Here is a 26,471-nt window from a genome sequence, read left to right as displayed (position 1 = left end):
GGTGTACATAAGCTTACGGATTATTAGTACTACTCGACTATGACATTACTGCCTTTACATCTATAGCCTATCAACGTGGTCATCTTCCACGATCCTTAAAAGAAATCTCATCTTGTGGTGGGTTTCGCGCTTATATGCTTTCAGCGCTTATCCCTTCCAAACGTAGCTACTCTGCGGTGCCCCTGGCGGGACAACAGATACACTAGAGGTTTGTCCAATTCGGTCCTCTCGTACTAGAATCAGATCCACTCAAATTTCTAACGCCCACAGTAGATAGAGACCGAACTGTCTCACGACGTTCTGAACCCAGCTCGCGTGCCACTTTAATGGGCGAACAGCCCAACCCTTGGGACCTTCTCCAGCCCCAGGATGTGACGAGCCGACATCGAGGTGCCAAACCCCCCCGTCGATATGAGCTCTTGGGGGAGATCAGCCTGTTATCCCCGGCGTACCTTTTATCCTTTGAGCGATGGCCCTTCCATGCGGAACCACCGGATCACTATGCTCTACTTTCGTACCTGATCGACCTGTATGTCTCTCAGTCAAGCTCCCTTATGCCATTGCACTCTACGCACGGTTACCAAGCGTACTGAGGGAACCTTTAGAAGCCTCCGTTACTCTTTTGGAGGCGACCACCCCAGTCAAACTACCCACCAAGCAATGTCCCCCACAACGCGGGGTTAGGCTTCAGATAAACAAAGGGTTGTATTTCAACAATGACTCCACAACGCCTGGCGACGCCACTTCACAGTCTCCAACCTATCCTACACATCATTTATCCAAAGTCAATACTAAGCTATAGTAAAGGTGCACAGGGTCTTTTCGTCCCACTGCGGGTAAACGGCATCTTCACCGTTACTACAATTTCACCGAGCTCATGGCTGAGACAGTGTCCAGATCGTTACACCATTCGTGCAGGTCGGAACTTACCCGACAAGGAATTTCGCTACCTTAGGACCGTTATAGTTACGGCCGCCGTTTACTGGGGCTTCAATTCAATGCTTCTCCGAAGATAACATCTCCTCTTAACCTTCCAGCACCGGGCAGGTGTCAGGCCCTATACTTCATCTTACGATTTTGCAGAGCCCTGTGTTTTTGATAAACAGTCGCCTGGACCTCTTCACTGCGGCCCTGTATTACTACAGGGCGACCCTTCTCCCGAAGTTACGGGTCTATTTTGCCTAATTCCTTAGCCATGAATCTCTCGAGCACCTTAGGATTCTCTCCTCAACTACCTGTGTCGGTTTACGGTACTGGTACTAATTACCTGAAGTTTAGAGGTTTTTCTTGGAAGCCCTTAGGCGCACTATCTCTTTGTCCGAAGACGCCGAGTACTATCGTATTTCCCCAAGCCGTGTGGATTTGCCTGCACAGCTTATAGGTAGGTACTTCAACGAACTATTCCGTCAGTTCGCGGCGCTTTCATCACTCCGTCACCCCATCACAGTAATTAGTAGTACGGGAATATTAACCCGTTAGCCATCGACTGTCCCTTTCGGGTTCGCCTTAGGACCAGACTAACCCACAGCTGATTAGCATAGCTGTGGAAACCTTAGTTTTTCGGTGTGCGGGTTTCTCGCCCGCATTATCGTTACTTATGCCTACATTTTCTTTTCTAACCAGTCCAGCATACCTGACGATACACCTTCAACCCTGTTAGAATGCTCCCCTACCACTTAGAGTAAACTCTAAATCCATAGCTTCGGTAATACACTTATGCCCGATTATTATCCATGCTCGTCCGCTCGACTAGTGAGCTGTTACGCACTCTTTAAATGAATGGCTGCTTCCAAGCCAACATCCTAGCTGTCTGGGCAGACAAACCTCGTTCTTTCAACTTAGCGTATATTTGGGGACCTTAGCTGATGGTCTGGGTTCTTTCCCTCTCGGACTTGGACCTTAGCACCCAAGCCCTCACTGCTGAGAAACATTATATAGCATTCGGAGTTTGTCAGGAATTGGTAGGCGGTGAAGCCCCCGCATCCAATCAGTAGCTCTACCTCTATATAACTTTACGCTCAGCGCTGCACCTAAATGCATTTCGGGGAGTACGAGCTATTTCCGAGTTTGATTGGCCTTTCACCCCTACCCACAGGTCATCCGAAGACTTTTCAACGTCAACCGGTTCGGTCCTCCACTGTGTGTTACCACAGCTTCAACCTGCCCATGGGTAGATCACACGGTTTCGCGTCTAACACTACTGACTAAAGCGCCCTATTCAGACTCGCTTTCGCTACGGATCCGTGGCTTAACCACTTAACCTTGCCAGCAACGTTAACTCGTAGGCTCATTATGCAAAAGGCACGCCGTCACCCCACGAAAGGGCTCCGACCGCTTGTAAGCGTATGGTTTCAGGATCTATTTCACTCCGTTATTCACGGTTCTTTTCACCTTTCCCTCACGGTACTGGTTCACTATCGGTCTCTCAGGAGTATTTAGCCTTAGCGGATGGTCCCGCCAAATTCAGACAGGGTTTCACGTGCCCCGCCCTACTCAGGATACCACTATCTATTATACTCGTTACCCATACGGGGCTATCACCCTCTTTGGCTCGACTTTCCAGTCAATTCCGGTTCCTTGTACATAAAATATCGTGGTCCTACAACCCCAACATTGCCGTAACAACATTGGTTTGGGCTAATCCGCGTTCGCTCGCCACTACTTACGGAATCACTTTTGTTTTCTTCTCCTCCGCCTACTTAGATGTTTCAGTTCAGCGGGTTTGCCCACCTATCGGTGTACTATGTCTTCAACATAGTGGGTTGCCCCATTCAGGTATCTACGGATCAATCGGTGTGTGCCCGTCCCCGTAGCTTTTCGCAGCTTATCACGCCTTTCATCGCCTCTGAGAGCCTAGGCATCCCCCATACGCCCTTATTTTGCTTATTGTACCAATCTTGTTACTTAAAACAAGACCGTTTTTTTTTGTCTTTTACAATAAATTGTAAAAAACGCTTTCTACTTTTTATTATTTTCTTATCTCAATATGTCAATGAACTTTAACAATTAATAATTATCAATTGATAATTGTCAATTATTTCGTGGAGAATAACGGAGTCGAACCGTTGACCTCCTGCGTGCAAGGCAGGCGCTCTAGCCAGCTGAGCTAATCCCCCATTTCTTAAATCTTAGATTGTAGAATTCAGATTTTAGATTTCTTTTTTCTTCTCTAATTTCTTTTGGTGAATTCCAACTTCCAGAATTTCCTTTTTTAAGCTAACAGTCTTTTTTATTTCCTTAATCTTTAAATAGTTTAATACTTAAAGCTTTCAATCTTTAAAAAGTAGTCCCGGGCAGACTCGAACTGCCGACCCCTACATTATCAGTGTAGTACTCTAACCAGCTGAGCTACGAGACTCTGTTTTACTTAATTTTCATTATTTTTTAAATTAACAGCAAGAGTAAGTGAATGTTGTGATTCAGAACCTTCTAAATTAACATCTTTTTTCCTCAACGTGTGTTTCCACTAACATTTGAGGCTCTAGAAAGGAGGTGTTCCAGCCGCACCTTCCGGTACGGCTACCTTGTTACGACTTAGCCCTAGTTACCAGTTTTACCCTAGGCAGCTCCTTGCGGTCACCGACTTCAGGCACCCCCAGCTTCCATGGCTTGACGGGCGGTGTGTACAAGGCCCGGGAACGTATTCACCGGATCATGGCTGATATCCGATTACTAGCGATTCCAGCTTCACGGAGTCGAGTTGCAGACTCCGATCCGAACTGTGACCGGTTTTATAGATTCGCTCCTGGTCGCCCAGTGGCTGCTCTCTGTACCGGCCATTGTAGCACGTGTGTAGCCCAAGGCGTAAGGGCCGTGATGATTTGACGTCATCCCCACCTTCCTCACAGTTTGCACTGGCAGTCTTGTTAGAGTTCCCGACATGACTCGCTGGCAACTAACAACAGGGGTTGCGCTCGTTATAGGACTTAACCTGACACCTCACGGCACGAGCTGACGACAACCATGCAGCACCTTGTAAATTGTCTTGCGAAAGATCTGTTTCCAAACCGGTCAATCTACATTTAAGCCTTGGTAAGGTTCCTCGCGTATCATCGAATTAAACCACATGCTCCACCGCTTGTGCGGGCCCCCGTCAATTCCTTTGAGTTTCATTCTTGCGAACGTACTCCCCAGGTGGGATACTTATCACTTTCGCTTAGCCACTGAAATTGCTTCCAACAGCTAGTATCCATCGTTTACGGCGTGGACTACCAGGGTATCTAATCCTGTTCGCTACCCACGCTTTCGTCCATCAGCGTCAATCCATTAGTAGTAACCTGCCTTCGCAATTGGTATTCCATGTAATCTCTAAGCATTTCACCGCTACACTACATATTCTAGTTACTTCCTAATAATTCAAGTTTAACAGTATCAATGGCCGTTCCACCGTTGAGCGATGGGCTTTCACCACTGACTTATTAAACCGCCTACGGACCCTTTAAACCCAATGATTCCGGATAACGCTTGGATCCTCCGTATTACCGCGGCTGCTGGCACGGAGTTAGCCGATCCTTATTCTTACGATACCGTCAAGCTGCTTCACGAAGCAGTGTTTCTTCTCGTATAAAAGCAGTTTACAATCCATAGGACCGTCATCCTGCACGCGGCATGGCTGGATCAGGCTTGCGCCCATTGTCCAATATTCCTCACTGCTGCCTCCCGTAGGAGTCTGGTCCGTGTCTCAGTACCAGTGTGGGGGATCTCCCTCTCAGGACCCCTACCCATCGTAGCCTTGGTAAGCCGTTACCTTACCAACTAGCTAATGGGACGCATGCTCATCTTTTACCGTTGTGACTTTAATAGTGATCTCATGCGAGACTGCTATGCTATGAGGTATTAATCCAAATTTCTCTGGGCTATCCCTCTGTAAAAGGTAGATTGCATACGCGTTACGCACCCGTGCGCCGGTCTCAAGTTCCGAAGAACTCTACCCCTCGACTTGCATGTGTTAAGCCTGCCGCTAGCGTTCATCCTGAGCCAGGATCAAACTCTTCATCGTATATTTTTTATATTATATTGCGATGCTTTATCTATCGGTTCTTTTCAAATCTCTCGATTCATTTACTCTTATTCTTTTGTTTTAACATCTCTGTTAAAACGGCTGTCAATTCAATATGTCTACGAACGTGTATTTCTTTTTATTGTCTCGCCTGTATCTCAAAGCGGGTGCAAAAGTAAAAAACTTATTTCTAAATGGCAAGAGTTTTTTGAAGTTTTTTTTAAGAAAATTTAATTTCCTTTTTCCTTCTTTCTCCTTCCAATCTCTCAATGAGCTTCCCGTGTTTTGCGGGGTGCAAATGTAATATCCATTTTCAAATCTCACAAGCTTTTTCGAATCTTTTTTTGAAAATCTCTTTTCGCTTTTATTCCTTTGCTTGTCAGTATTTCAGTGAACGTCTATCGCTGTTGCGGATGCAAAAGTAGACACTTTATCCACTTAAACAATAGCTTTTTTAAACTATTTTTAATCTTTTTTTCAAGTTGCTGATATGACAGCTTTTACAACGGAAAGTTTTTTGCTTCTTTTGCTTGTTTTGATCATTTGAGGCCGTTTTGGCCGTTTTGCCATGAAGATACTAAGACGCGAAGGTCCTATTTACTGGTTTCTTTTTAATCTCGCAAAGGCGCAAAGACGCCAAGTTTTACTTTTTCGCCTTATTTTCTTTTGAAAACCCATGCCCTAGCCCCGATAGAAGTGGAAATCCTTTTGCTTTTTCCTTTAAAAAGCAAAAGATTGCAGCGCATAGCGGGAGAAAGCTCCTAAATACTAAAATTCCAAACTTGAAAGCTTCGACTTCACTTTGCTTGATAAAATGACTCCTTAATATAATAAGAACAAAAACTACAAACCCGACAGGTTTTAAAACCTGCCGGGTTATGGAGCGGTATTCTTCCTTATATATAGGTAGTGTGAATCTCTACTTATATATGTATACTAATTTAAACTATCGATAACTTCTTTTGTAATATGGATACTTTTAAGTTTAGCCTGATGATCGAAGATTGGACTGGTCACCATCAATTCATCGATTTGAGCATAATTGATAAACTTTTTAAGATCCGTTATCAACTGCTCTTTATCCCCTGTAAAAGTACAAGCTGTCATCTGGTTGACATGAAAGCGTTCCTCTTCGCTCATGATAGCATCGAGAGAATCTACAGGAGGCTGCAAACCTTTACGATCGTTTCGAATTAAATTCAAAAACATCTGATACAAACTTGTAGATAACCTTTCGGCTTCTTCGTTTGTATCTGCCGCAACAATATTGACGCATGCCATGGTTTTTGGTTTATCTAAAGTAGCTGACGCCTGAAAATTTTCGCGATAAAACTCAAATGCCTGTATCATTTGTCGCGGAGCAAAATGTCCGGCGAATGCATACGGCAATCCATAAGCTGCAGCAAGAGCAGCGCTGTCCATACTTGAACCTAAAATCCAGATTGGAACATTTGTTCCTTCGGCCGGAAATGCTCTTACTTTTGCTGTCGCATTTTCGGTCGAGAAGTAATCCTGAAGCTTCGTTACATTTTGTGGAAAACGCTGCGCCTGCTCAAAAAAGTCTTTTCGAATAGCTTCGGCTGTCGGCTGATCTGTTCCAGGAGCTCTCCCTAAACCCAAATCAATTCTACCCGAATAAAGTGTTTCTAAAGTTCCAAATTGCTCTGCTACTATTAAAGGAGAATGATTGGGCAACATGATTCCGCCGGAACCGACACGAATGTTTTGGGTCTGACTCGCAATATAACCAATCAACACAACCGTAGCCGTACTGGCAACATGTGCCATATTGTGGTGTTCTGCAAGCCAAAATCGCTTATATCCTAAATTATCTGCTAATTGCGCTATGTCTTTTGTTTTTTGAAATGTTTCTTTGGCATTACTATCCTGAGTAATGATAGCGAGCTCTAATAATGAGACTGAAATTGGGTTTTTCATATAAAAAAATGCTAGGATACAAAATTAACTCATTTATACGGATGCCTTTTGTTTTCTAATGTTAATAGAATTATAATATTCTTAAAACACTTTGAATCAGTAAATTTTAATAATTAATTATTGTTTTGCGATAATTAATTATACATTTGCAATATCAACTTAACTTTTCTATACATGAAGACAGCTCATATTGTTTCTAAAATTTTATTTTACTTTACGCGGTTTTTATCTGTTGTTTATTTTACACTAGCCCTATACTCTGTTTTCACATTAGTAACGGGATTGTTTTTGACCTTTAAGGACAATGGAAAGATTTTTCAGGTTTGTTATCCTTTTACTTCTCACCCTGTAATGCTTGGTGACTACAACCTGCCTTATATTCTTTTTGATTTTTTGATACCTCTGAGTCTGTACGGGCTCTTCTTTTTATTGAGCAGTAATGTTTTTAAAGTTTTTTTTCAACCCAAATTATTTACCCCAACCGGAATTTTACATTTAAAACGTTTCTATTTATCAAATTTGTTACTACCTGGTATTATAATATTTGTGGCTTTCTTTTTTGTTCCTCTGGATAACGAAGTCGCTCTTTTTATTGTATTGCACGGAATGCTTGGTGTTTTTGCTTATTTTCTGGCAGCCATTTTTAAGCAGGGATTAAACCTTCAGAACGAACAAGACTTATTTATATAATCATGCCAATAGTTGTAAATGTTGACGTCATGCTTGCCAAACGCAAGATGCAAAGTAAAGAGTTGGCTGAGAAATTAGATATTACTCCCGCCAATTTATCTATTCTTAAAACCGGAAAAGCTAAAGGGATCAGATTTGATACCCTGGAAGCTATTTGCAAAATATTAGATTGCCAGCCCGGTGATATTTTAGAGTACGTAAGCGAATAACCTTTTCTTTCATCTAAATTAAAAAATCGACTCTTTGATGTCGACAGGAATTCTATTGCCTGTTTTTTTCAAAATATTTTTTTCAATCAATCTAAAATCAATCAAAAAATGAATCGTTTATCAATCAAAAATCTCGGTAAAACGTATGAGAACGGCACACAGGCCATAGCTGATGTGTCTTTGGAAATCACCAACGGAATGTTTGGTTTGTTAGGCCCGAATGGTGCCGGAAAATCAACTTTGATGCGAACTATTGCTGCTTTGCAGGAACCAACCCATGGAAGTATCATTTTTAACGGAGTCGATATTTTAAAGAATCCAATGTTTATAAGGGAAAATCTGGGTTACTTACCTCAGCAATTTGGTGTTTATCCTAAAATCTCTGCCTATCGTCTATTAGATCATTTAGCCGTTTTAAAGGGGATTGTCAATAAGAAAGAAAGGCACGACCATATTTTTACTGTATTGCAAAAGACTAATTTATTGCAGCACAAAGACAAAGCCGCTCATACTTTCTCTGGCGGAATGTTGCAACGATTTGGTATTTCACAGGCTTTACTTGGAAATCCGAAAATTATTATTGTGGATGAACCTACCGCAGGGCTTGATCCTGAAGAAAGAAACCGCTTTAATAATTTGTTAAGTGAAATTGGCGAAAGCATTATTGTGCTTTTGTCGACACATATTGTTGAGGACGTTCGAGACTTATGCACCAAAATGGCTATCATTTCAAGTGGAAAATTGATTTTAGAAGGAAACCCTAATGAGACCATTGCTTCTTTGAAGGACAAGATCTGGACGAAAACGATTCATAAAACAGAATTAATGGAATATCAGACCAATTTCAATATTGTTTCGTCGCATTTAAATTCAGGCAAATTAAATATTCATGTTTATGCGGACCAACAGCCCAATTCTGGTTTTGATTTAATTGCTCCGGATTTAAGTGATGTGTATTTTAATGTTTTAAATCAACTTAAAAAATAACGATATGCTTACTTCATTATTACAGTTTGAATGGCATACCAACAGCAGAAACAAGAGTTTTTATGCCACCTTTTTCGTTTATTTAGTTTTAGGCTTTTTTGTTGGTTCTTTTGCCCACTTTTCTTTTTCCGGAACTTACAAAAACAGTCCTTATGTTTTGACTTATGCCATTGGTTTGATCTCCTTATCTACCATATTCCCGATTACGCTGCAAGTTGCTCAGAGTTTCCTCAAAGAATATGAAACTAAATTTGACTCAATCCTTTTTACTACACCCGTTTCTAAATTCAATTATTTGGCAAGCAAATTCCTGATCTCATTTACAATTGCCTTTGTTTCCTTTGGCATGTTTATTATCGGGATGATGATTGGACATTTAATGCCCTGGCTTCCAAAAGAAGAAATTGGTTCTTTTTATAGCATCAATTATGTATGGCCTTATCTGGTTTTGGCAATCCCTAATATTTTATTGTGTCTTTCCGTTTTAACAACTCTGGCGTGGTTAACCCGAAATAAACTCATTATTTATGTAGGAGGTTTTCTGGTTTATATTTTATACATCGCAGGTTCTCTGTTTTCAAACTCTCCTATTCTGGCCAATGCGTCCCCATCGTCGGCCGCAGCCATGTCACTTGCTGCAAAAATAGATCCGTTTGGTCTGGCGGCTTTTTTAGAGCAGACTCGTTATTGGACAGCTCTTCAAAAAAACAATACGCTAATCGATCTTTCCGGTAATCTTTTATTCAACAGGGTACTTTGGATGGGTATCTCGATTTTAATGTTACTGATTTCTTATCGATTTTTTTCATTCCGAAAAATGAAAGGTGAAAAAACAAAACCGGGTAGATCCTTAAAAAAAGAGTTTTTAGCTTTTTCTCAACAATATCCAACAAAAATTGAATTCCGAACTTTAAAACATAATTTACTGGTCCTTAAAAGTTACGCCAAGATGGACATTGCTTTAATTCTAAAAGGAATTCCATTTCTGTTAATTGCGCTTTTAATTTCAGGATTGCTCCTGATTGAACTGTCAGATGAAATTGACGTAGGTATTCGCTTAGCACAAAACATTGCAAATACTCCTTTAATGATCACCACTATTATGGATCGTCTGCCTTTTCTTTTAATTCTGATTGTACTTTTTTATAGTAATGAATTAGTAAATCGCGCTAACAGTGCACGATTTGAAATACTCGAAAACACAACACCTCATCAGCCAACAATCGTTTTAGGCTCTAAAATCATTGCTCTTTTTACAATTCCCTTTCTGATCATTACGCTGAGTATTTTGATCGGATGTGGCTTTCAGATTTTTTATGCAAATGCTGCTATCGAATTTGGTCTTTATTTTTCGTTGTATTATTATCTTGGTTTTCCTGTTTTATTAATTTCAGTTTTAATTCTCTTTGTGCAAACTGCAATTTCAAACAGATACTTAGGCCTTTCGGCGGCCGCAATTATCACAATCTTAATAAGTACAGGAATTGGAGAGCAATTAGGTATTTCACATCCTTTATTTCGGTTTGGAGATTCGTTCAAAAGAGAATACTTTGATCTGAATGGATTCGGAAAATATACCATTCCGTTTCATGTTTCGATGTTCTACAATTTCGGATTGGCTTTAATACTTCTTACTTTGGCAGGATTTTTATGGAAAAGAAATACTTCAATTGTAAAAACTTTTCAAAGAAATTCATGCAATGCCATTCAAAAAGCAACTTTCTCACTAGGAATTATTCTTTTTCTGGGTTTTGGAAGTTATCTTTTTTATAAAACCAATATTGAATACCCGTACTTGACCAAAGAAGATCAGAATAATTGGAGTGAGCAATACGAAGTGAGCTTTAAAAAATTCTCCAGTTTACCACAACCGGTAATTCTTTCGGTAAAAAGTGGTGTAACCTTATTTCCTGAAGAGAACAGATACGAAGTAAAAGGAACCTATGAATTAATCAATACTACCCAAAAACCAATTGATAGCCTGCTCCTATATATAGATCGAAATTCAAAACTGACTTCTGTAACTATTCCAAATGCGAAAATTTTAAATGATGTTTCGGCATTCCATCATTATTGGTATCTTTTAGAAAAGCCTTTGCAGTCCGGGCAAAAGATAGAAATTTCTTTTTCATTCGAATCTTCCTGGTCGCCTTTTAAAGGTCATACTTCTTTTAATTCGATTATAGAAAATGGCTCCTTTATGAGAATAAGTCGCTATTATCCAGCTTTTGGATATCAGATTTCTAACGAAATCAGCAGTGAAAAAGAACGAAAAAAAAGGCACTTAAAACCTCAGACACCTCTTAAGAAATTAGAAAACAAATCTAAATCCGACTACGATTTTATTGATTACGAGACGATCGTCTCTACTTCAAAAAACCAGACAGCAATTGGCGTTGGAGATTTAATGGCAACATGGAAAAAAGGAGATCGTAATTATTTTCATTACAAATCAAATGGGAAAATTCCGTTTCGATTTGCGTTTTCATCTGCTACCTATCAAATTCAAAAAACCAACTATAAAGGCATTTCTATTGAGGTTTATTATGACAGGAGACATTCCCGAAATGTAGCAAAATTGATTAAAGATGTAAAAAACACGTTGGATTACTGTCAAAAAAACTTTGGAAGGTATCCTTATAAAACGATCCGATATGCCGAAATTTCAGCTTTTACCGATGGTTTTGCTGCAACTTCTTACCCTTCAACCGTTTTTATGAAGGAGAATTTCGGGTTTTACAGTGATCTGAATCACAATGACAAGGAAGATGTTATCAATCAGTTAACGGCACATGAACTATCGCACGAATGGTGGGGAAATGCACAAATTAGTCCTGAACAAAAAGAAGGCAGTTTGATTTTGACCGAAACTCTGGCACAATACACGGAACTAATGCTTTACGAAAAAGAACATGGACTGGAAAAAGCTCTAGAAACACTGAAAATTCATCTGGATTTGTATTTGAGCAGTCGCAGTTACGAACCTGAAACGCCTCTTTATAAAACGAATTATGAAACGCCTTATTTAGCTTATGATAAAGGAATGCTTGTCATGCACCAATTGCGCCTGCTGATCGGGGAACAAAAATTAAATCTGGCTTTGAGAAATTTCCTAAACCATTACAAATTTCCCAATCAGGCGCCTGATTCAGAAGATTTAATAAACGAAATTCATCAAGTGGCTGATCATAAGCTTCATCCGAAAATAAACGAAATGTTCAAACAAATTGTGACTTATTCTTCGAAAATTGTGACTGTTGAAAGTCAAAAAAAGAATGCATTTTATGAAGTTTCCTTCCTTGTAAATTCAAAAAAACATACTGAAAATACAACAGGAAAACGAACAGCCATTGTTCATGATCCTACAATAGATATTGGTATTTATGATGAGAGTGGAAAACTATCCTGTTTTCCTTTTCCGATCAGGAATAATACGGTCAGAGGAAAAATTAAACTTAAAAACAAACCTCATCTCATGGTCGTAGATCCTTATTTAAAAACCACAGACACTTTTATAGCTGATAATCAGAAGGAAATCAATTAAACTCAAAACGTTCTACGACTATACGCAGAGCGTTTTTTCCTGAATTTTGCACAGAATCTGTAAGTCAAAAGATTTAAAGACTAAATTTGTATTTCGAAATGCACTACTCGATTTAACAATATCCCCAAATGACACATAAAATTTTAATTATAGACGACGAAGAAAAACTAAGAAATTTGTTGGCACGCATTATTAAATCGGAAGGATTTGAAGTTATTGAAGCCAAAGATTTAAAATCCGGCTTTAAGAAGCTCGAACAAACCGATATTGACGTCGTTTTATGTGATGTAAAATTACCCGACGGAAATGGTGTTGACTTTCTGCAGCATATAAAAGCAAGTTTTCCTTTGATTGAAGTTATTTTACTAACGGCTTTCGGAAATATTCCGGATGGTGTTCAGGCTATGAAAAATGGTGCTTTCGATTATATCGTAAAAGGCGACGATAATGATAAAATCATTCCGCTACTTTACAAGGCTGTCGAAAAAGTACATTTGCAAAAAAAGGTAAAACAACTCGAAAAACGCATTGGCGACAAATATTCTTTTAATACAATTATTGGAAAATCGAAAGGCATCGAGCAGGTTATTGATTTAGCTAAAAAAGTAGCCAAAACCGATTCAACTGTCTTACTAACAGGCGAAACCGGAACCGGAAAAGAGGTTTTTGCACAAGCCATTCACGAAAACAGTAACCGTGTTGGTAAATCTTTTGTGGCCTTAAACTGCAGTACTTTCAGCAAAGAAATCCTGGAAAGTGAGCTCTTCGGACACAAACAAGGTGCTTTTACCGGAGCTTTAAAAGATAAAAAAGGTTTTATCGAAGAAGCCAATGGTGGTACTTTATTTCTGGATGAAATTGGAGAAATGCCCATTGAACTACAAGCTAAATTGTTGCGTGTTTTAGAAACCAGCGAATACATTCCGCTTGGTGATACTACTCCAAAAAAATCAAATTTCAGATTGATTGCCGCAACAAACCGAGATTTAAAAATAGAAAGCGAAGAACACCGTTTTCGTTCCGATTTGTATTTCCGACTCAATATTTTTGAGATTACACTACCGCCATTACGAGAAAGGGTAAAAGACATTGCGCTTTTGACACACTCTTTTGTCAAGCAATTTTCTGAGAAAACCAATAAAAAAACATTGCAGGTAACCGATGATTTCATTCAAAAATTAGAACATTATTCGTGGCCGGGAAATATTCGTGAGCTTAAAAACATTATCGAAAGATCAGTTATTTTGAGTAGCAACGATACGCTGACTTCTGATGTTTTACCTTATGAAATGCAACATGAAAAAGAAAAAAACACCAAACAGATGTCGGCTTTTTCGATGCAGAGTGTTGAAAAACTGCACATTCAGAAGGTTTTAAATTATTCAAAAGGCAACAAGGCCGAAACAGCACGCTTACTCGAAATCGGGATTGCAACTCTGTATAGAAAATTAGACGAGTATGGGATTCAGTAGTAATGTGACAATGTGAGATGTGGCTTGTGAAATGTTAGATGTTAGATGCGAAATTTTGAGTTTTTTCAAAACGCTTTTCACTTTTCACTTTTAACAAGCCACTTTTAACAAGCCACATCTCACATTCTACAAATAACAAATCACCTTATCATTTCAATAAAAGCTTATCATTATGATAGGCTTTTTTTGTGCCTTATTTTTGGCACAAAACCATAATTCACTTATCAGCAATGCTTTAGCTATTGTCCTGTAATTTAGGTCTAACTTTTGGCATAAGAGGGAAGAACACAAAAATTCATTCTCATGAAAAATCAAGTCACTTCAATCTACAAACAAGCTGATCGCTTTGCTGAGATAACTAAAAAATCAATAATATCCGGCAATATTGTTCGCGCAAAAAAATGCCTGGCACTTGCTGAGCGCCTATTCATCAACGGAAGTATCGAAACTAAAAATGCCATTTCGAATGTGTATGTTTTCTCGGTTTCTTCTTTTATGGAAATGCGTCACTGTAATATCTCACATCTTTTTCCACAAACACTTAAAGCAGAATATATCCGACAAGTTAATACTTCGGGAGTCTGATTTTCGTAAAATGTAAAATGTAAAATGTAAAATGTAAACTGTAAAAGGTGAAATGTAAAATGAAACCATATCCACAACTAACATCTCACATTTCACAAATAGTACTTCACAAATCTAAAATCTAATAATCTATGTTAATCACATTTCTTTTACTCGGACTGGGTGCCCTACTCTTTGCCATCTGTTTTAAATCAGTTGAATTTTTTGAAAAAATATAAATCATGACTGCACTATTTATTGTTTCGATTGCCGTTTTTGGCTATTTGGTTTATGTATTAATTAAACCTGAAAAATTTTAATGATGTTACAAGTTACAAGTGAGATGTTAGATGTTATACATCGATCTCCTTTTACAAATCACATCTGACATTTCACTAAAATTAAAAAAAATTATGAATACAGAATTATTAGGCGTCATTGGTATTTTTATCCTCACGATAGTTTTAGCCATTCCCTTAGGAAAATATATTGCTAAAGTTTATTTAGGTGACAAAACGCTTTTTGACCCAATTTTCAATCCAATTGAAAAAATTATCTTTAAAATCAGCGGTATCAATTCCACTGAAGAAATGAACTGGAAACAACACTTAAAAGCCCTTTTAAGTATTAATATGATTTGGTTCTTTCTTTGCTTCTTTATCTTATTATTCCAGGGATCGTTGTTTTTAAATCCCGATAACAACCCGTCAATGAGTCCTGATCTGGCCTTTAATACAGCCATTTCATTTGTTGTCAATTGTAATTTACAGCATTACTCTGGCGAAAGCGGTGTTTCTTATCTGTCACAAATGTTCCTAATGTTCCTTCAATTTGTTTCTGCCGGTGTAGGACTTGCCGCTGCTGCGATGGTTTTCACTGCAATGAAGGAAAGAACAACCGAAAAACTAGGTAACTTTTACAATTATTTTATCAAAAGCTGTACGCGTATTTTATTGCCTCTTTCGGCTATTGTAGCAGTTGCTCTATTGTTTAGCGGAACTCCTATGACGTTTGAAGGAAAAGATGCGATTACAACTTTACAAGGTGATACCGTAGAAGTTTCCCGCGGACCTGCCGCAGCATTTATTGCAATTAAACATATCGGTACCAATGGTGGTGGTTTTTTTGGAGCCAATTCAGCACATCCCTTAGAAAACCCAACTTACTTTAGTAATGCGGTTGAGTTATGGGCACAATTAATTGTTCCGTTTGCCATGATTTTTGCCTTAGGCTTTTATCTGAAAAAAAGAAAATTATCTTATGTCATTTTTGGTGTTATGACGGTTGGATTCCTGTTACTGGTTATCCCAACGGTAATGAGTGAAATCAACGGAAATCCTGCTATTGAGAAAATGGGAATCGCTCAAACAACCGGGGCAATGGAAGGAAAAGAGGTTCGTTTAGGGCCAGCCATTTCAGGTTTCTGGAGTATTGCCACAACTGTAATTTCTACAGGTTCTGTAGATAGTATGCACGATAGTTCAATGCCGGTTTCTGGTGCTATGGAATTGCTTGCCATGATGGTGAATGCGTTTTATGGCGGTTGCGGTGTTGGTATTCTAAACTTTTACATCTTCATTATTCTCGCGGTATTTATTTCCGGATTAATGGTGGGACGAACACCTGAATTTTTAGGAAAGAAAATTGAAGCACGGGAAGTTAAGATTGCCGCTTTCATCGCAATTCTTCACCCTTTATTAATATTATCAGGAACAGCTTTAGCCTCTTATTTTGCTGCAAATGACACAGCTATGGGATGGTGGTTTAGCGGAAACGCGACAGGCTGGCTCAACAATCCGGGACATCACGGATTCTCAGAAATGTTATACGAATATACTTCAAGTGCTGCCAACAATGGTTCAGGTTTTGAAGGTTTGGGAGATAACAATCCGTTCTGGAATATCACTACAGGAATTGTTTTATTGTTAAGCCGTTTCATTCCAATCGTTGGGCCATTGGCTATCGCAGGTTTACTGGCAGGTAAAAAATACATCCCGGAAAGTGCAGGAACTTTAAAAACGGATACTACAATTTTTGGAATAATGGTTTTTGCCGTAATCGCAATTATCGCTGCTTTATCATTCTTCCCAGCGTTGGCACTTGGACCTTTAGCGGAGTATTTTTCAATGTGAAAAATGTAATTTGTAAGATGTGAAATGTTGTTTGTGAAATACAAAATGTGAAAAGTAAAATAAAATCATATTCACAACTAACATCGTACATCTTACTGATAACATCTCACAAATAACAAATCATAAACGTGCTTCAAGATTCTTGATTAATCCATAAATAAGTTTTCCTATGACATCTAATTTTTCAATCAATTCTTCGCATTCTTTTTCATTGAAAAAATCCAACTCCTTACTTAATAAAATTAAAGTATCGAGTTCTGATAAAGAACCTAGTGAAATATGTAAAAAATGGATAAACTCTTTTGTTCCTTTTCTTGCTGCACCTTCTGCAATATTAACAGGTACAGAAACAGAAGCTCTGCGGATTTGGGAAGTAATTCCAAACTTTTCCTCAGGAGGGAATTGCCTGGTAGCTAAATAAATTTCTTTAACGAATTCAAAACTTTTAATCCATGAATTCAATTTCTTGTGTGGTTTCATATTTAAAATAATTATTTACAAAAGTAGGAAATTTCACATTTAACATTTAACATTTTACACAAAGAAAAATGACTCATAATAAATCCACATCATTGTTTGAAAGTAAGCAGGTAAAAGAAGCTTTAGTGCAATCTTTTGTAAAGCTTAATCCAAAATTGATGATCAAAAACCCGGTAATGTTTACCGTAGAAATAGGAACCGCCATTATGTTTGCTGTTTGTGTTTCCATCTTAATGGGAGCTCAGGATCAGGGTAGTTTTATTTACAACCTAATTGTATTTTTAATCTTACTGGCCACACTTTTGTTTGCCAATTTTGCTGAAGCTATTGCTGAAGCGAGAGGAAAAGCACAAGCCGACAGTTTAAGAAAAACACGTGAAGAAACTCCGGCCAGACAGATTTTAGCTAACGGAGAAATCAAAAACATCAGTTCTTCTGAATTGAAAAAAGGAGACATCTTCATTTGTGAAGCGGGTGATTTAATTGCCACTGACGGTGAAATTATCGAAGGATTGGCTACTATAGACGAAAGTGCCATTACAGGAGAAAGTGCTCCTGTAATTCGGGAAGCCGGAGGTGATAAATCCTCTGTAACCGGTGGTACAAAAGTATTGTCAGACAAGATAAAAGTAATTGTAACGTCTGAACCAGGCGAAAGCTTTTTGGACAAAATGATTGCTCTGGTAGAAGGTGCAAGCCGTCAGAAAACACCAAACGAAATTGCATTAACCATTTTACTAGCCGCATTTACTTTAATCTTCGTGATTGTGTGCGTTACGCTAAAACCGTTTGCCGACTATGCAAATGCACCCATCACGATTGCGGCTTTCATTTCTTTGTTTGTCTGTTTAATTCCAACTACAATTGGTGGTTTACTTTCTGCCATTGGAATCGCGGGAATGGACAGAGCTTTGCGTGCCAATGTAATTACAAAATCAGGAAAAGCGGTTGAGACTGCCGGAGATATTGACGTTTTACTTTTGGATAAAACCGGAACCATAACAATTGGAAACAGAAAAGCAACAAATTTTTATCCTGCTAAAGGTGTTTCAGAAGAAGATTTTATAAAATCTGCCGTGCTAAGTTCATTGGCAGATGACACTCCGGAAGGAAAAAGTATCGTGGAATTGGCTGGAGCCGAACTTGCCAATAAATTATCTATTGAAGGTGCTACTTTAATTAAATTTACCGCAGAAACCAGGACTTCCGGAGTTGTTTTAAAAGACGGTACCAATATTAGAAAAGGAGCTCAAGATGCAGCAAAAAACATCGCACTTCAAGCCGGAAACTCTTTCCCTGAAGATATTGCTCAAAAGGTAATTGATATTTCGTCTAAAGGAGGAACGCCACTGGTAGTTATTAAAGACAATCAGGTTCAAGGGGTTATCGAATTACAGGATATTATTAAAACGGGAATGAAAGAACGTTTTGACCGTTTGAGAAAAATGGGCGTTAAAACGGTAATGGTGACCGGAGATAATCCGCTTACTGCGAAGTTTATCGCCGAAGCTGCCGGTGTGGATGATTTTATTGCCGAAGCGAAGCCTGAGGATAAAATGAACTACATTAAAAATGAGCAAAATCTGGGTAAACTGGTAGCCATGATGGGTGACGGAACCAATGACGCTCCTGCCCTTGCGCAAGCCAACGTAGGTGTTGCCATGAACAGCGGAACGCAGGCTGCCAAAGAAGCCGGAAACATGGTTGACCTTGACAATGACCCAACGAAATTAATTGAGATTATCGAAATTGGAAAACAGTTATTAATGACTCGTGGTACACTGACGACTTTCTCCATTGCCAATGACGTAGCAAAGTATTTTGCTATCGTTCCTGCCCTTTTCATCACGACAATTCCTGCTTTGGAAGGTTTAAATATCATGCGTCTGCACAGTCCTGAAAGCGCCATTTTATCGGCCGTAATTTTTAATGCGGTAATTATCCCAATATTAATTCCTCTAGCGTTAAGAGGTGTCGATTACAAACCAATCGGAGCAAGTGCCATCTTAAAAAGAAACCTGTTGATTTATGGTTTAGGCGGTTTGCTTGTCCCTTTTATCGGAATTAAGCTAATTGATATCGTTGTTGCTCTATTTATTTAGTGAAATGTGAGATGTTAGATGTAAAATGTTAAGATCTCAATTTTAATCATCTCATAAATCGCTTTTTACATCTAACACCTAACAAATCACTTTTTACATCTAACATTTTACACTAAAAACATGAAAAATATATTTTCACTATTCAAGCTTACGCTGCTAACCGTAATTCTGTTTGCAGTTATTTATCCTCTTGCGATTTATGGAATCGCTCAATTTGCTCCTAATCAAGGAAAGGGAGAAACGATTTCGGTTAACGGAAAAGTAGTAGGATACCAAAAAATTGGTCAGAAATTCGATAAATCCAATTATTTCTGGGGACGACCTTCGGCTGTAGATTATAATGCTGCCGGAAGTGCCGGAAGCAATAAAGGACCAAGTAATGCCGAATATCTGGCTTTGGTTCAAAAAAGAGTTGATACGTTTTTAATCGTTCATCCATATTTGAAAAAATCAGAGATTCCAGCAGATATGGTTACAGCTTCAGGAAGCGGTTTAGATCCGAATATTTCACCGCAAGGTGCTTTGATTCAAGTGAAACGAATTGCTAAAGAAAGAAAATTAGACGAGGCTAAAGTAAAAACTTTGGTCGAATCTAAAATCAATACTGCTGTTGTAGGTCCGGAAACGGTTAATGTTCTGGAACTAAATGTCGCTTTGGATGCTTTAAAATAAGGCTCAAAGGCTCAGAGATTTTACTAGCGTATTCTTGTCATTTCGACGTAAGGAGAAATCTTCGTTGCTGAATCGACAAAGATTAATATTTATTACGGAGTTTCTTATGAAGATTTCTCCTTACGTCGAAATGACAAACAGAACGTAAAATCAGAATAGAAGATAATTTTAAAAAATACCTAACAGGTTTTAGAAACCTGTTAGGCTATAGAACCAATTATAATACAAAACCCCTTTTTGCCCCAAATAATCTAGCCCCGATAGTAGTGGAAATCCTTTTGTGTCCGTCGCGGCGGACACAAAAGATTGAAACGAATAGCGGGATTAGCTCCTAAAAAATCTACTAATAAATTACTACCGAGGACACTGTCTCCTCACAATCAAAACAAAATGAAAAAAATTATACTTACCGCTTTAATCGCTTTTGGTTATAGCAACTTACATGCTCAGGAAGAATCAAAAAGTCCGTTTACATTTTCAGGATACGTAGACGTTTATTACAGCTATGATTTTGGAAAACCGGATAATCATACCCGCCCGGGATTTATTTACAACTACAATAAAAGTAATGAAGTAAACCTAAATTTAGGATTGGCAAAAGTGAACTACAGCAAAGGCAATGTTCGCGGAAATTTTGCTCTGATGGCCGGAACTTATGCCGAGTATAACCTGGCTGCCGAACAGGGTTTATTAAAAAATGTATATGAAGCAAATGTGGGAGTGAAGATTTCTTCTTCTCATAATTTATGGGTTGATGCGGGAATTATGCCATCGCATCTTGGATTTGAAAGCGCGATTGGAAAAGATTGTCAAACTCTAACCCGAGGTATTCTGGCTGAAAACTCTCCTTATTATGAAACGGGAGTTAAAATTGGTTACACTTCTGAATCCGGAGAATGGTATTTGGCCGGGATGTATCTGAATGGCTGGCAGCGCATCCAAAAAGTAGAAGGCAATCAAACTCCTGCCTTTGGAACTCAGGTTACTTACAAACCATCAGACAAAGTGGTACTGAACTGGAGCACTTATGTTGGAAATGAACAACCGGATATTGACAAAAAATGGCGTTATTTTAATAACTTTTACGGACAATTTAAAGTAACCGATAAAACAAACATTACGGCCGGTTTTGATGTTGGATCACAACAGTCGGCTAAAAACAGTACTAAATATGATGCCTGGTTTTCTCCGATTTTGATTTTACAATACAACCCAACTGATAAAATTCAGCTTGCAGCCCGCGGCGAATATTATAGTGATGAAAAAGGAGTGATTATAGCAACCCAAACTCCAAATGGTTTTAAAACTTACGGATTTTCAGCTAACTTTGATTACTTAGTAACTGATAATGTAATGTTTAGATTAGAAGCAAGAAATCTTTCCAGTAAAGATCAAATATTTACAAAAAACAATCTTCCAACGAGTACAAATACATTTGTAACGACTTCGCTGGCGATTTCTTTTTAGCCTTAGGCTATAAGCTTTAAGCAGTAAGCTTTCGTCCTACTGCTTAAAGTCTAAAGCTTATTGCTTAAAGCAAAAAATATGGAAAAAGAAAATAATGCACAGCACTTTCTCGATTTAATTCAGAAATCACGAAAGGGAAAGTTTAAAATCTACATTGGAATGAGTGCCGGTGTGGGTAAAACCTATCGGATGCTACAGGAGGCACATTCATTATTAAAAAACGGAATTGATGTAAAAATTGGTTACATCGAAACGCACATGCGAAAAGAAACGCATGAGCTTTTATCTGGTTTGCCTGTGATTCCACGGCGAACCATTTTCTATAAAGGGAAAGAGCTCGAAGAACTCGATGTACAGGCAATTATCAACCTTAGACCTGAAGTTGTCATTGTCGATGAACTTGCACACACCAACGTTGAAGGAAGCAAAAACGAAAAACGATGGCAGGATGTTCTCGAAATTCTCGAAGCCGGAATCAATGTGATATCGGCAGTAAACATTCAACATATCGAAAGTTTAAATGAAGACGTTAAACGCATCACAAGTATTGATGTTCAGGAACGTATTCCGGATAATGTTTTACGACTTGCCGATGAAGTCGTAAATATCGATTTGACCTCTGAAGATCTGATTGCGCGTCTAAAAGAAGGAAAAATTTATACGGCAGATAAGATTCAGACCGCTTTGTCTAATTTTTTCAAATCGGAACAAATTTTACAATTGCGTGAATTGGCTTTGAAAGAAGTAGCCAGCCAGGTAGTTCGAAAAGTAGAAAACGAAGTACCCCAGCTGCATGCTTTAAGACATGAAAAATTACTGGCCTGCATTAGCAGCAACGACAAAACTGCAAAAATTGTAATCAGAAAAGCAGCACGTCTGGCAAGTTATTATAACGGATCCTGGTATGTTTTGTATGTAGAAACTCCGAAAGAAAGCAGTACCAAAATTGCATTGGACAAACAACGGCATTTGATTAATAATTTTAAACTGGCTGTTCAGCTGGGTGCCGAAGTGATTAAAACAGAGAATCAAAATATTGCCGACGCAATTTTAATGACGGTCGAAGAAAAACATATTACAACTGTCTGTATCGGAAAACCGCATTTAAATTTATTTAAAGTAATTTTGTCTACAACAATTTTCAGACGTTTATTGAATAGTCTTTCTTTATCAAATGTTGATCTTGTTATATTATCGTAAAATGTGAAATGTTTTATGTAAAATGTGAAATGTGAAATGTTTTTTGCGGAATACATTTTACATTTCACAACTAACTTTTTTACTAGAAAAAGCAAAAAATGAGAATTAAAACCAAATTGAATCTGGGAGTCGGATTATTATTTTTAATGATTATTATACTCTCATTAGTAAGCGGATATGCTGTTTTTTTGATAAAAGCAGATACCGAGAATATTCTGAAAGCGAATTACAATACGCTGGAATATTCGAGAAATATGATTTTGTCTTTGGACGAAATTAAAGCGAATACTGACAGCACGATTCATACTTTTAAGGAATATCTTGAAAAACAGACCCGAAATGTTACAGAACCCGGAGAAAAAGAAGCCACTGCCAAACTAGAAAATGACTTTGCTGTTTTAGAAAAAAATGGTTCTAACGAAACTGTGAAAGCACAAATCAGACAGGATATTTTTTCGATTATGAAACTCAATCTGGATGCTATCAAGCAAAAAAGCGATATAGCCAAACATACCGCAGAAAATGCCAATTTATGGATTGCTATTGTGGGAACACTTTGCTTTTTAATCGCCTTTAACCTGCTGGTTAATTTACCCAATAATATTGCCAATCCAATTAAGGAATTAACCCAGAGTATTAAAGAAATTGCTAATAAAAATTATTCCGAACGGGTACATTTTACCAATCACAACGAATACGGTGATCTGGCAAAATCATTTAATACAATGGCGCAAAAACTCCAGGAATACAACAATAGCAGTTTGTACAAGTTATTCTTCGAGAAAAAACGACTCGAAACCCTCATCAATAACATGCACGACCCGATTATTGGCTTAGACCATGAAGGTGTCATTTTATTTGTGAATGATGAAGCCCTGAAAATCATCGGAATGAAACTGGAAGATGTTATTGGTCAATCAGCTTCAACTTTGGCTGTATCCAATGATTTAATTCGCTCTTTGATTCTGAAAGAACCCGCAGCCGATTCTCAGAAGAAACATCCAATGAAGATTTTTGCTCACGGAAAAGAAAGTTATTTTGATAAAGAAACTATCAACATCACTATAACTCCAACAGGCGAAGAAAAGGAAATTAATATTGGAGACGTAATCATCCTACGAAATATTACCTTATTTAAAGAGCTTGATTTTGCAAAGACTAATTTTATTGCAACCGTTTCGCACGAATTAAAAACACCCATTGCTTCTATAAAACTAAGCCTTCAATTGCTTCAAAACAATAAAACAGGCGAAATGAACGACGACCAGAAACAACTGGTAGAAAGTATTAAAGAAGACAGTCAGCGTTTATTGAAGATTACAGGCGAATTACTTAATTTATCACAATTAGAAACCGGAAATATTCAGTTAAACATTGAGAAAAGCAATCCTTATTTGATTGTAAATTATGCAACCGAAGCCGTAAAAATCCAGGCCGAGCAAAAACAAATAAAACTCATTATTGAAGCCAATGAACACCTGCAAGATGTAAAAGCCGACAGTGAAAAAACAGGATGGGTTTTGATTAATTATTTATCGAATGCGATTACTTATTCGTCTGAAAAAAGTACAATTACCATCCGGTTAAAAGAAGAAAACGATCAAATTACATTTGAGGTTATCGATACCGGAAAAGGAATTGATGCCCGCTATAGAGACAAAGTCTTCGATAAATATTTTCAAATTCCGGGAAGCCAGAAATCAGGAACCGGATTGGGCCTCGCCATCAGCAAAGAATTTATCGAAGCGCAAAACGGAACTATTGGTGTTGAGAGTAATTTGGGATTAGGAAGTACGTTTTGGTTTTCGCTGAAGGTTTAGATATTTTATTCTTCGAAGAAAAAAGAGCAATCGTATCAAAAAATTTTACAATACAAAAGAACCATAGGTTCGTACATATCATAGGGCCGGATTTTAATCCGGTCAATCAAGGAAACCCGAGAATCAAAGAGCCATAGGCTCGACCTATTTTGTCGGCCGAATTTCAATCCGGTCCCGTTATAATAAAAATTAAAATATGAATCGTTCCGATGGAACTCTTTAAAATACACATCAATTTTCGACGGATTAAAATCCGTCGCTACAATTATAAACCATTCCTACGGAATTTTATAATATTTAGCCAATCTTAATTCAATTATCTATTTTAAAGCTACCGGGTTAATATTCGCTTAAGGTTCAATTAAACCGAAAATACTTAGGTCAGACATACGTTATTATTGCAACTTTTAACAATAACGAAGATGTTTTACAAAACGATTTCTCTGGTATTTTTATTCGGTTTTTTGGGTGCCAATGCACAGCAAAATGATTCTATTACAAAAATTGACAGTACTTCACGACAATTAAAATTCAACTACAAACAACTAATCATTCCGGGGGTATTAATTGGCTACGGAGTAATTGGGCTTGAAAGTGATCAGTTACTGAGTTTCAATTCGCAAATTAAAAAAGAAGTTACTGAAGACATTGACAACAAAATCACTATTGATGATTTCTCTCAATATGCGCCGGCTGCTTCGGTTTATGCTCTGAATGCTTTTGGTGTGAAAGGAAAGAATAATATGCGTGACCGGTCTGTCATTTTTGTAACCTCATACGTTATTATGGCTTCAACTGTTTTGGGCTTAAAATCGATTACCCATGAAGAAAGACCTGATGGAAGTTCGAACAACTCTTTTCCTTCAGGACATACAGCGACTGCTTTTGCCGGAGCGGAGTTTTTATGGCAGGAATACAAAGACAAATCGATTTGGTACGGAATTGCCGGTTATGCCGTAGCAACCGGAACAGGGCTTTTCAGAATTTACAACAACCGCCATTGGTTAACGGATGTTGCTGCCGGAGCCGGAATCGGAATTTTGAGTACCAAAATTGCCTACTGGATTAATCCCTACATTACCAAAAAATTATTTAAATCATCTTCTGAAAATAAATCAACTTCTATGGTAATGCCCTTTTATAATGGTAAACAATACGGATTAGGGTTTGTGAAGGTTTTTTAGTTTTTTGCACAAAGATGTTAAGGCGCAAAGTTTATATAAAGCCACAGATTAAAAAGTTTTTTTTTGCCACGAATTACACAAATTTTCGCGAATTGTATTGATTATAGTTTGAATAGAAATTTGTGATAATCTGTACAATCTGTGGCAAAAAATTACGTATTCGCCGTATTATTCTTAATCTCCATTACCTCTCTTTTTACCTCCAGAAGTAGATCTTTCATACTTTGAGATTCTGTCTGCTCATGGCGTTTATCACTTCTTCCAATATTACATTCGTATTCCCAGATTTCTAAGATATCAGAGGCTTTTACTTCATAATTTGGATAAAAACGATTATCCGACTCTAAAACCAAACTGTTTTTTTTGTTTTTATTCAGACGTTTATAGACCATTCCTTCATTTTTGGTAATCAGGATATACGTCTTACCATCCATCACCTCTCCCAGCCTTTCTACATAACGGCCAATAATGATAGATCCATCTTCATGCGGTGGCATCGAATCGCCTTCTACAGGAAATCCGCGATGTTTACCCGGACCTAAAAACGGAAGTGAAACTTGTTGTAAATTTTCAATATATTCCGGATCGGCATATCCGTTTAGGTAACCTGCTTTTGCTCGTTGAGATACAATTTCGATATAATTCTCCCCAAAACGGTCTACTTGTATGGGTAGAATAAGTCGGTTACCTTCCAGTTTTATCAAATTTTCTATATCAATCTTTCGTATATCGACAGACAATAGTAAGTCAATACTCGTATGAAAATATAAAGCAATTTGTTTCAAGATATCGTACGGCGCCTCAGAGGTTCCGTCCTCGTATTTAACATATCTTCCTCGGGTAATCTTTAGGTTCTCAGCTAATTTCTCCTGCGATATTTTATGCTTAACCCTCAATGCTCTGATGTTATCTGAAAATAAGGACATAATTAATTTGTTATAATTTGGAACAACAAATATACAAAAAAATGTTATTATCTGTACTAATTTTGTTTACTACAAAAACAAGAAA

17 protein-coding genes, 2 tRNA genes and 2 rRNA genes are annotated in these 26,471 nt (G+C 38.0%); 14 read left to right on the top strand and 7 right to left on the bottom strand.

The features are described 5' to 3' along the window. Window positions 1-3: 3 nt before the first annotated feature. The 5 genes from AC3IS6_RS10430 to AC3IS6_RS10410 form a co-directional block, all read right to left on the bottom strand. Window positions 4-2,889: ribosomal RNA gene (locus AC3IS6_RS10430) — 23S ribosomal RNA — on the bottom strand. Window positions 2,890-3,042: 153 nt separating this feature from the next. After that, a tRNA-Ala gene (locus AC3IS6_RS10425) sits at window positions 3,043-3,116 on the bottom strand. A 168-nt stretch (window positions 3,117-3,284) separates the two neighbouring features. After that, window positions 3,285-3,358 (bottom strand) — tRNA-Ile (locus AC3IS6_RS10420). A 127-nt stretch (window positions 3,359-3,485) separates the two neighbouring features. Next, a 16S ribosomal RNA gene (locus tag AC3IS6_RS10415) occupies window positions 3,486-4,999 on the bottom strand. The 16S and 23S rRNA genes sit together here with 2 tRNA genes alongside, the layout of an rRNA operon. A 936-nt stretch (window positions 5,000-5,935) precedes the next feature. Next, window positions 5,936-6,937 carry an LLM class flavin-dependent oxidoreductase gene (locus AC3IS6_RS10410; RefSeq protein WP_489164808.1) on the bottom strand — a complete coding sequence of 334 codons (1,002 nt, stop codon included), beginning with the start codon at window positions 6,935-6,937 and terminating at the stop codon, window positions 5,936-5,938. A gap of 174 nt (window positions 6,938-7,111) precedes the next feature. Here AC3IS6_RS10410 and AC3IS6_RS10405 point away from each other — a divergent pair, with 174 nt between their 5' ends. From AC3IS6_RS10405 to kdpA, 8 genes are all read left to right on the top strand, one after another. Continuing rightward, entirely contained in the window at window positions 7,112-7,627 is a 516-nt protein-coding gene (locus tag AC3IS6_RS10405) for a DUF2975 domain-containing protein (protein WP_489164807.1), read from the top strand. Between the two features lie 2 nt (window positions 7,628-7,629). Next, window positions 7,630-7,836 carry a helix-turn-helix domain-containing protein gene (locus tag AC3IS6_RS10400; protein ID WP_489164805.1) on the top strand — a complete coding sequence of 69 codons (207 nt, stop codon included), beginning with the start codon at window positions 7,630-7,632 and terminating at the stop codon, window positions 7,834-7,836. A gap of 108 nt (window positions 7,837-7,944) precedes the next feature. Further along, the gene (locus tag AC3IS6_RS10395; RefSeq protein WP_489164804.1) at window positions 7,945-8,823 is read left to right on the top strand and encodes an ABC transporter ATP-binding protein; all 879 of its coding nucleotides are present in this window, start codon (window positions 7,945-7,947) and stop codon (window positions 8,821-8,823) included. A gap of 4 nt (window positions 8,824-8,827) precedes the next feature. Beyond that, window positions 8,828-12,367 carry a M1 family aminopeptidase gene (locus tag AC3IS6_RS10390; RefSeq protein ID WP_489164803.1) on the top strand — a complete coding sequence of 1,180 codons (3,540 nt, stop codon included), beginning with the start codon at window positions 8,828-8,830 and terminating at the stop codon, window positions 12,365-12,367. A gap of 128 nt (window positions 12,368-12,495) precedes the next feature. Then, window positions 12,496-13,839, top strand: coding sequence for a sigma-54-dependent transcriptional regulator (locus AC3IS6_RS10385; protein WP_489164802.1), 1,344 nt, complete (start codon window positions 12,496-12,498; stop codon window positions 13,837-13,839). 303 nt (window positions 13,840-14,142) lie between these two features. Then, window positions 14,143-14,424, top strand: a complete 282-nt coding sequence (locus tag AC3IS6_RS10380) for a DUF7674 family protein (RefSeq protein WP_173964278.1) — start codon at window positions 14,143-14,145, stop codon at window positions 14,422-14,424. Window positions 14,425-14,645: 221 nt separating this feature from the next. Continuing rightward, window positions 14,646-14,723, top strand: a complete 78-nt coding sequence (kdpF, locus tag AC3IS6_RS10375) for a K(+)-transporting ATPase subunit F (protein ID WP_073075461.1) — start codon at window positions 14,646-14,648, stop codon at window positions 14,721-14,723. A 93-nt stretch (window positions 14,724-14,816) separates the two neighbouring features. Further along, entirely contained in the window at window positions 14,817-16,535 is a 1,719-nt protein-coding gene (gene kdpA, locus AC3IS6_RS10370; protein ID WP_489164801.1) for a potassium-transporting ATPase subunit KdpA, read from the top strand. Window positions 16,536-16,655: 120 nt separating this feature from the next. On the opposite strand, the gene AC3IS6_RS10365 is transcribed toward kdpA, so the two are convergent. Continuing rightward, window positions 16,656-16,997, bottom strand: a complete 342-nt coding sequence (locus AC3IS6_RS10365) for a four helix bundle protein (RefSeq protein WP_489164800.1) — start codon at window positions 16,995-16,997, stop codon at window positions 16,656-16,658. A gap of 86 nt (window positions 16,998-17,083) precedes the next feature. Between AC3IS6_RS10365 and kdpB the strand changes: the two genes are divergently transcribed. The 6 genes from kdpB (at window position 17,084) to AC3IS6_RS10335 (ending at window position 25,460) form a co-directional block, all read left to right on the top strand. Continuing rightward, a complete protein-coding gene (kdpB, locus tag AC3IS6_RS10360) occupies window positions 17,084-19,117 on the top strand; it encodes a potassium-transporting ATPase subunit KdpB (RefSeq protein ID WP_489164799.1) in 2,034 nt (677 codons plus the stop codon). 120 nt (window positions 19,118-19,237) lie between these two features. Beyond that, a complete protein-coding gene (locus AC3IS6_RS10355; RefSeq protein ID WP_489164798.1) occupies window positions 19,238-19,789 on the top strand; it encodes a K(+)-transporting ATPase subunit C in 552 nt (183 codons plus the stop codon). Between the two features lie 390 nt (window positions 19,790-20,179). After that, window positions 20,180-21,256 (top strand): porin, encoded by a 1,077-nt coding sequence (locus AC3IS6_RS10350; RefSeq protein WP_489164797.1) that lies wholly within the window; start codon window positions 20,180-20,182, stop codon window positions 21,254-21,256. A gap of 78 nt (window positions 21,257-21,334) precedes the next feature. Continuing rightward, the gene (locus AC3IS6_RS10345) at window positions 21,335-22,456 is read left to right on the top strand and encodes a sensor protein KdpD (RefSeq protein ID WP_489164796.1); all 1,122 of its coding nucleotides are present in this window, start codon (window positions 21,335-21,337) and stop codon (window positions 22,454-22,456) included. A gap of 98 nt (window positions 22,457-22,554) precedes the next feature. After that, window positions 22,555-24,276 carry a sensor histidine kinase gene (locus AC3IS6_RS10340; RefSeq protein ID WP_489164795.1) on the top strand — a complete coding sequence of 574 codons (1,722 nt, stop codon included), beginning with the start codon at window positions 22,555-22,557 and terminating at the stop codon, window positions 24,274-24,276. Window positions 24,277-24,698: 422 nt separating this feature from the next. Further along, window positions 24,699-25,460, top strand: a complete 762-nt coding sequence (locus tag AC3IS6_RS10335) for a phosphatase PAP2 family protein (protein ID WP_489164794.1) — start codon at window positions 24,699-24,701, stop codon at window positions 25,458-25,460. A 152-nt stretch (window positions 25,461-25,612) separates the two neighbouring features. Here the strand turns inward: AC3IS6_RS10335 and AC3IS6_RS10330 are convergent, their stop codons facing one another. After that, on the bottom strand, window positions 25,613-26,386 hold the full coding sequence (locus tag AC3IS6_RS10330; protein WP_489164793.1) for an XRE family transcriptional regulator: 774 nt from the start codon (window positions 26,384-26,386) through the stop codon (window positions 25,613-25,615). Window positions 26,387-26,471: the final 85 nt, after the last annotated feature.

This window comes from Flavobacterium sp. KH_035 (assembly GCF_057839565.1).
This window is presented reverse-complemented; position numbering and strand designations above follow the sequence as displayed.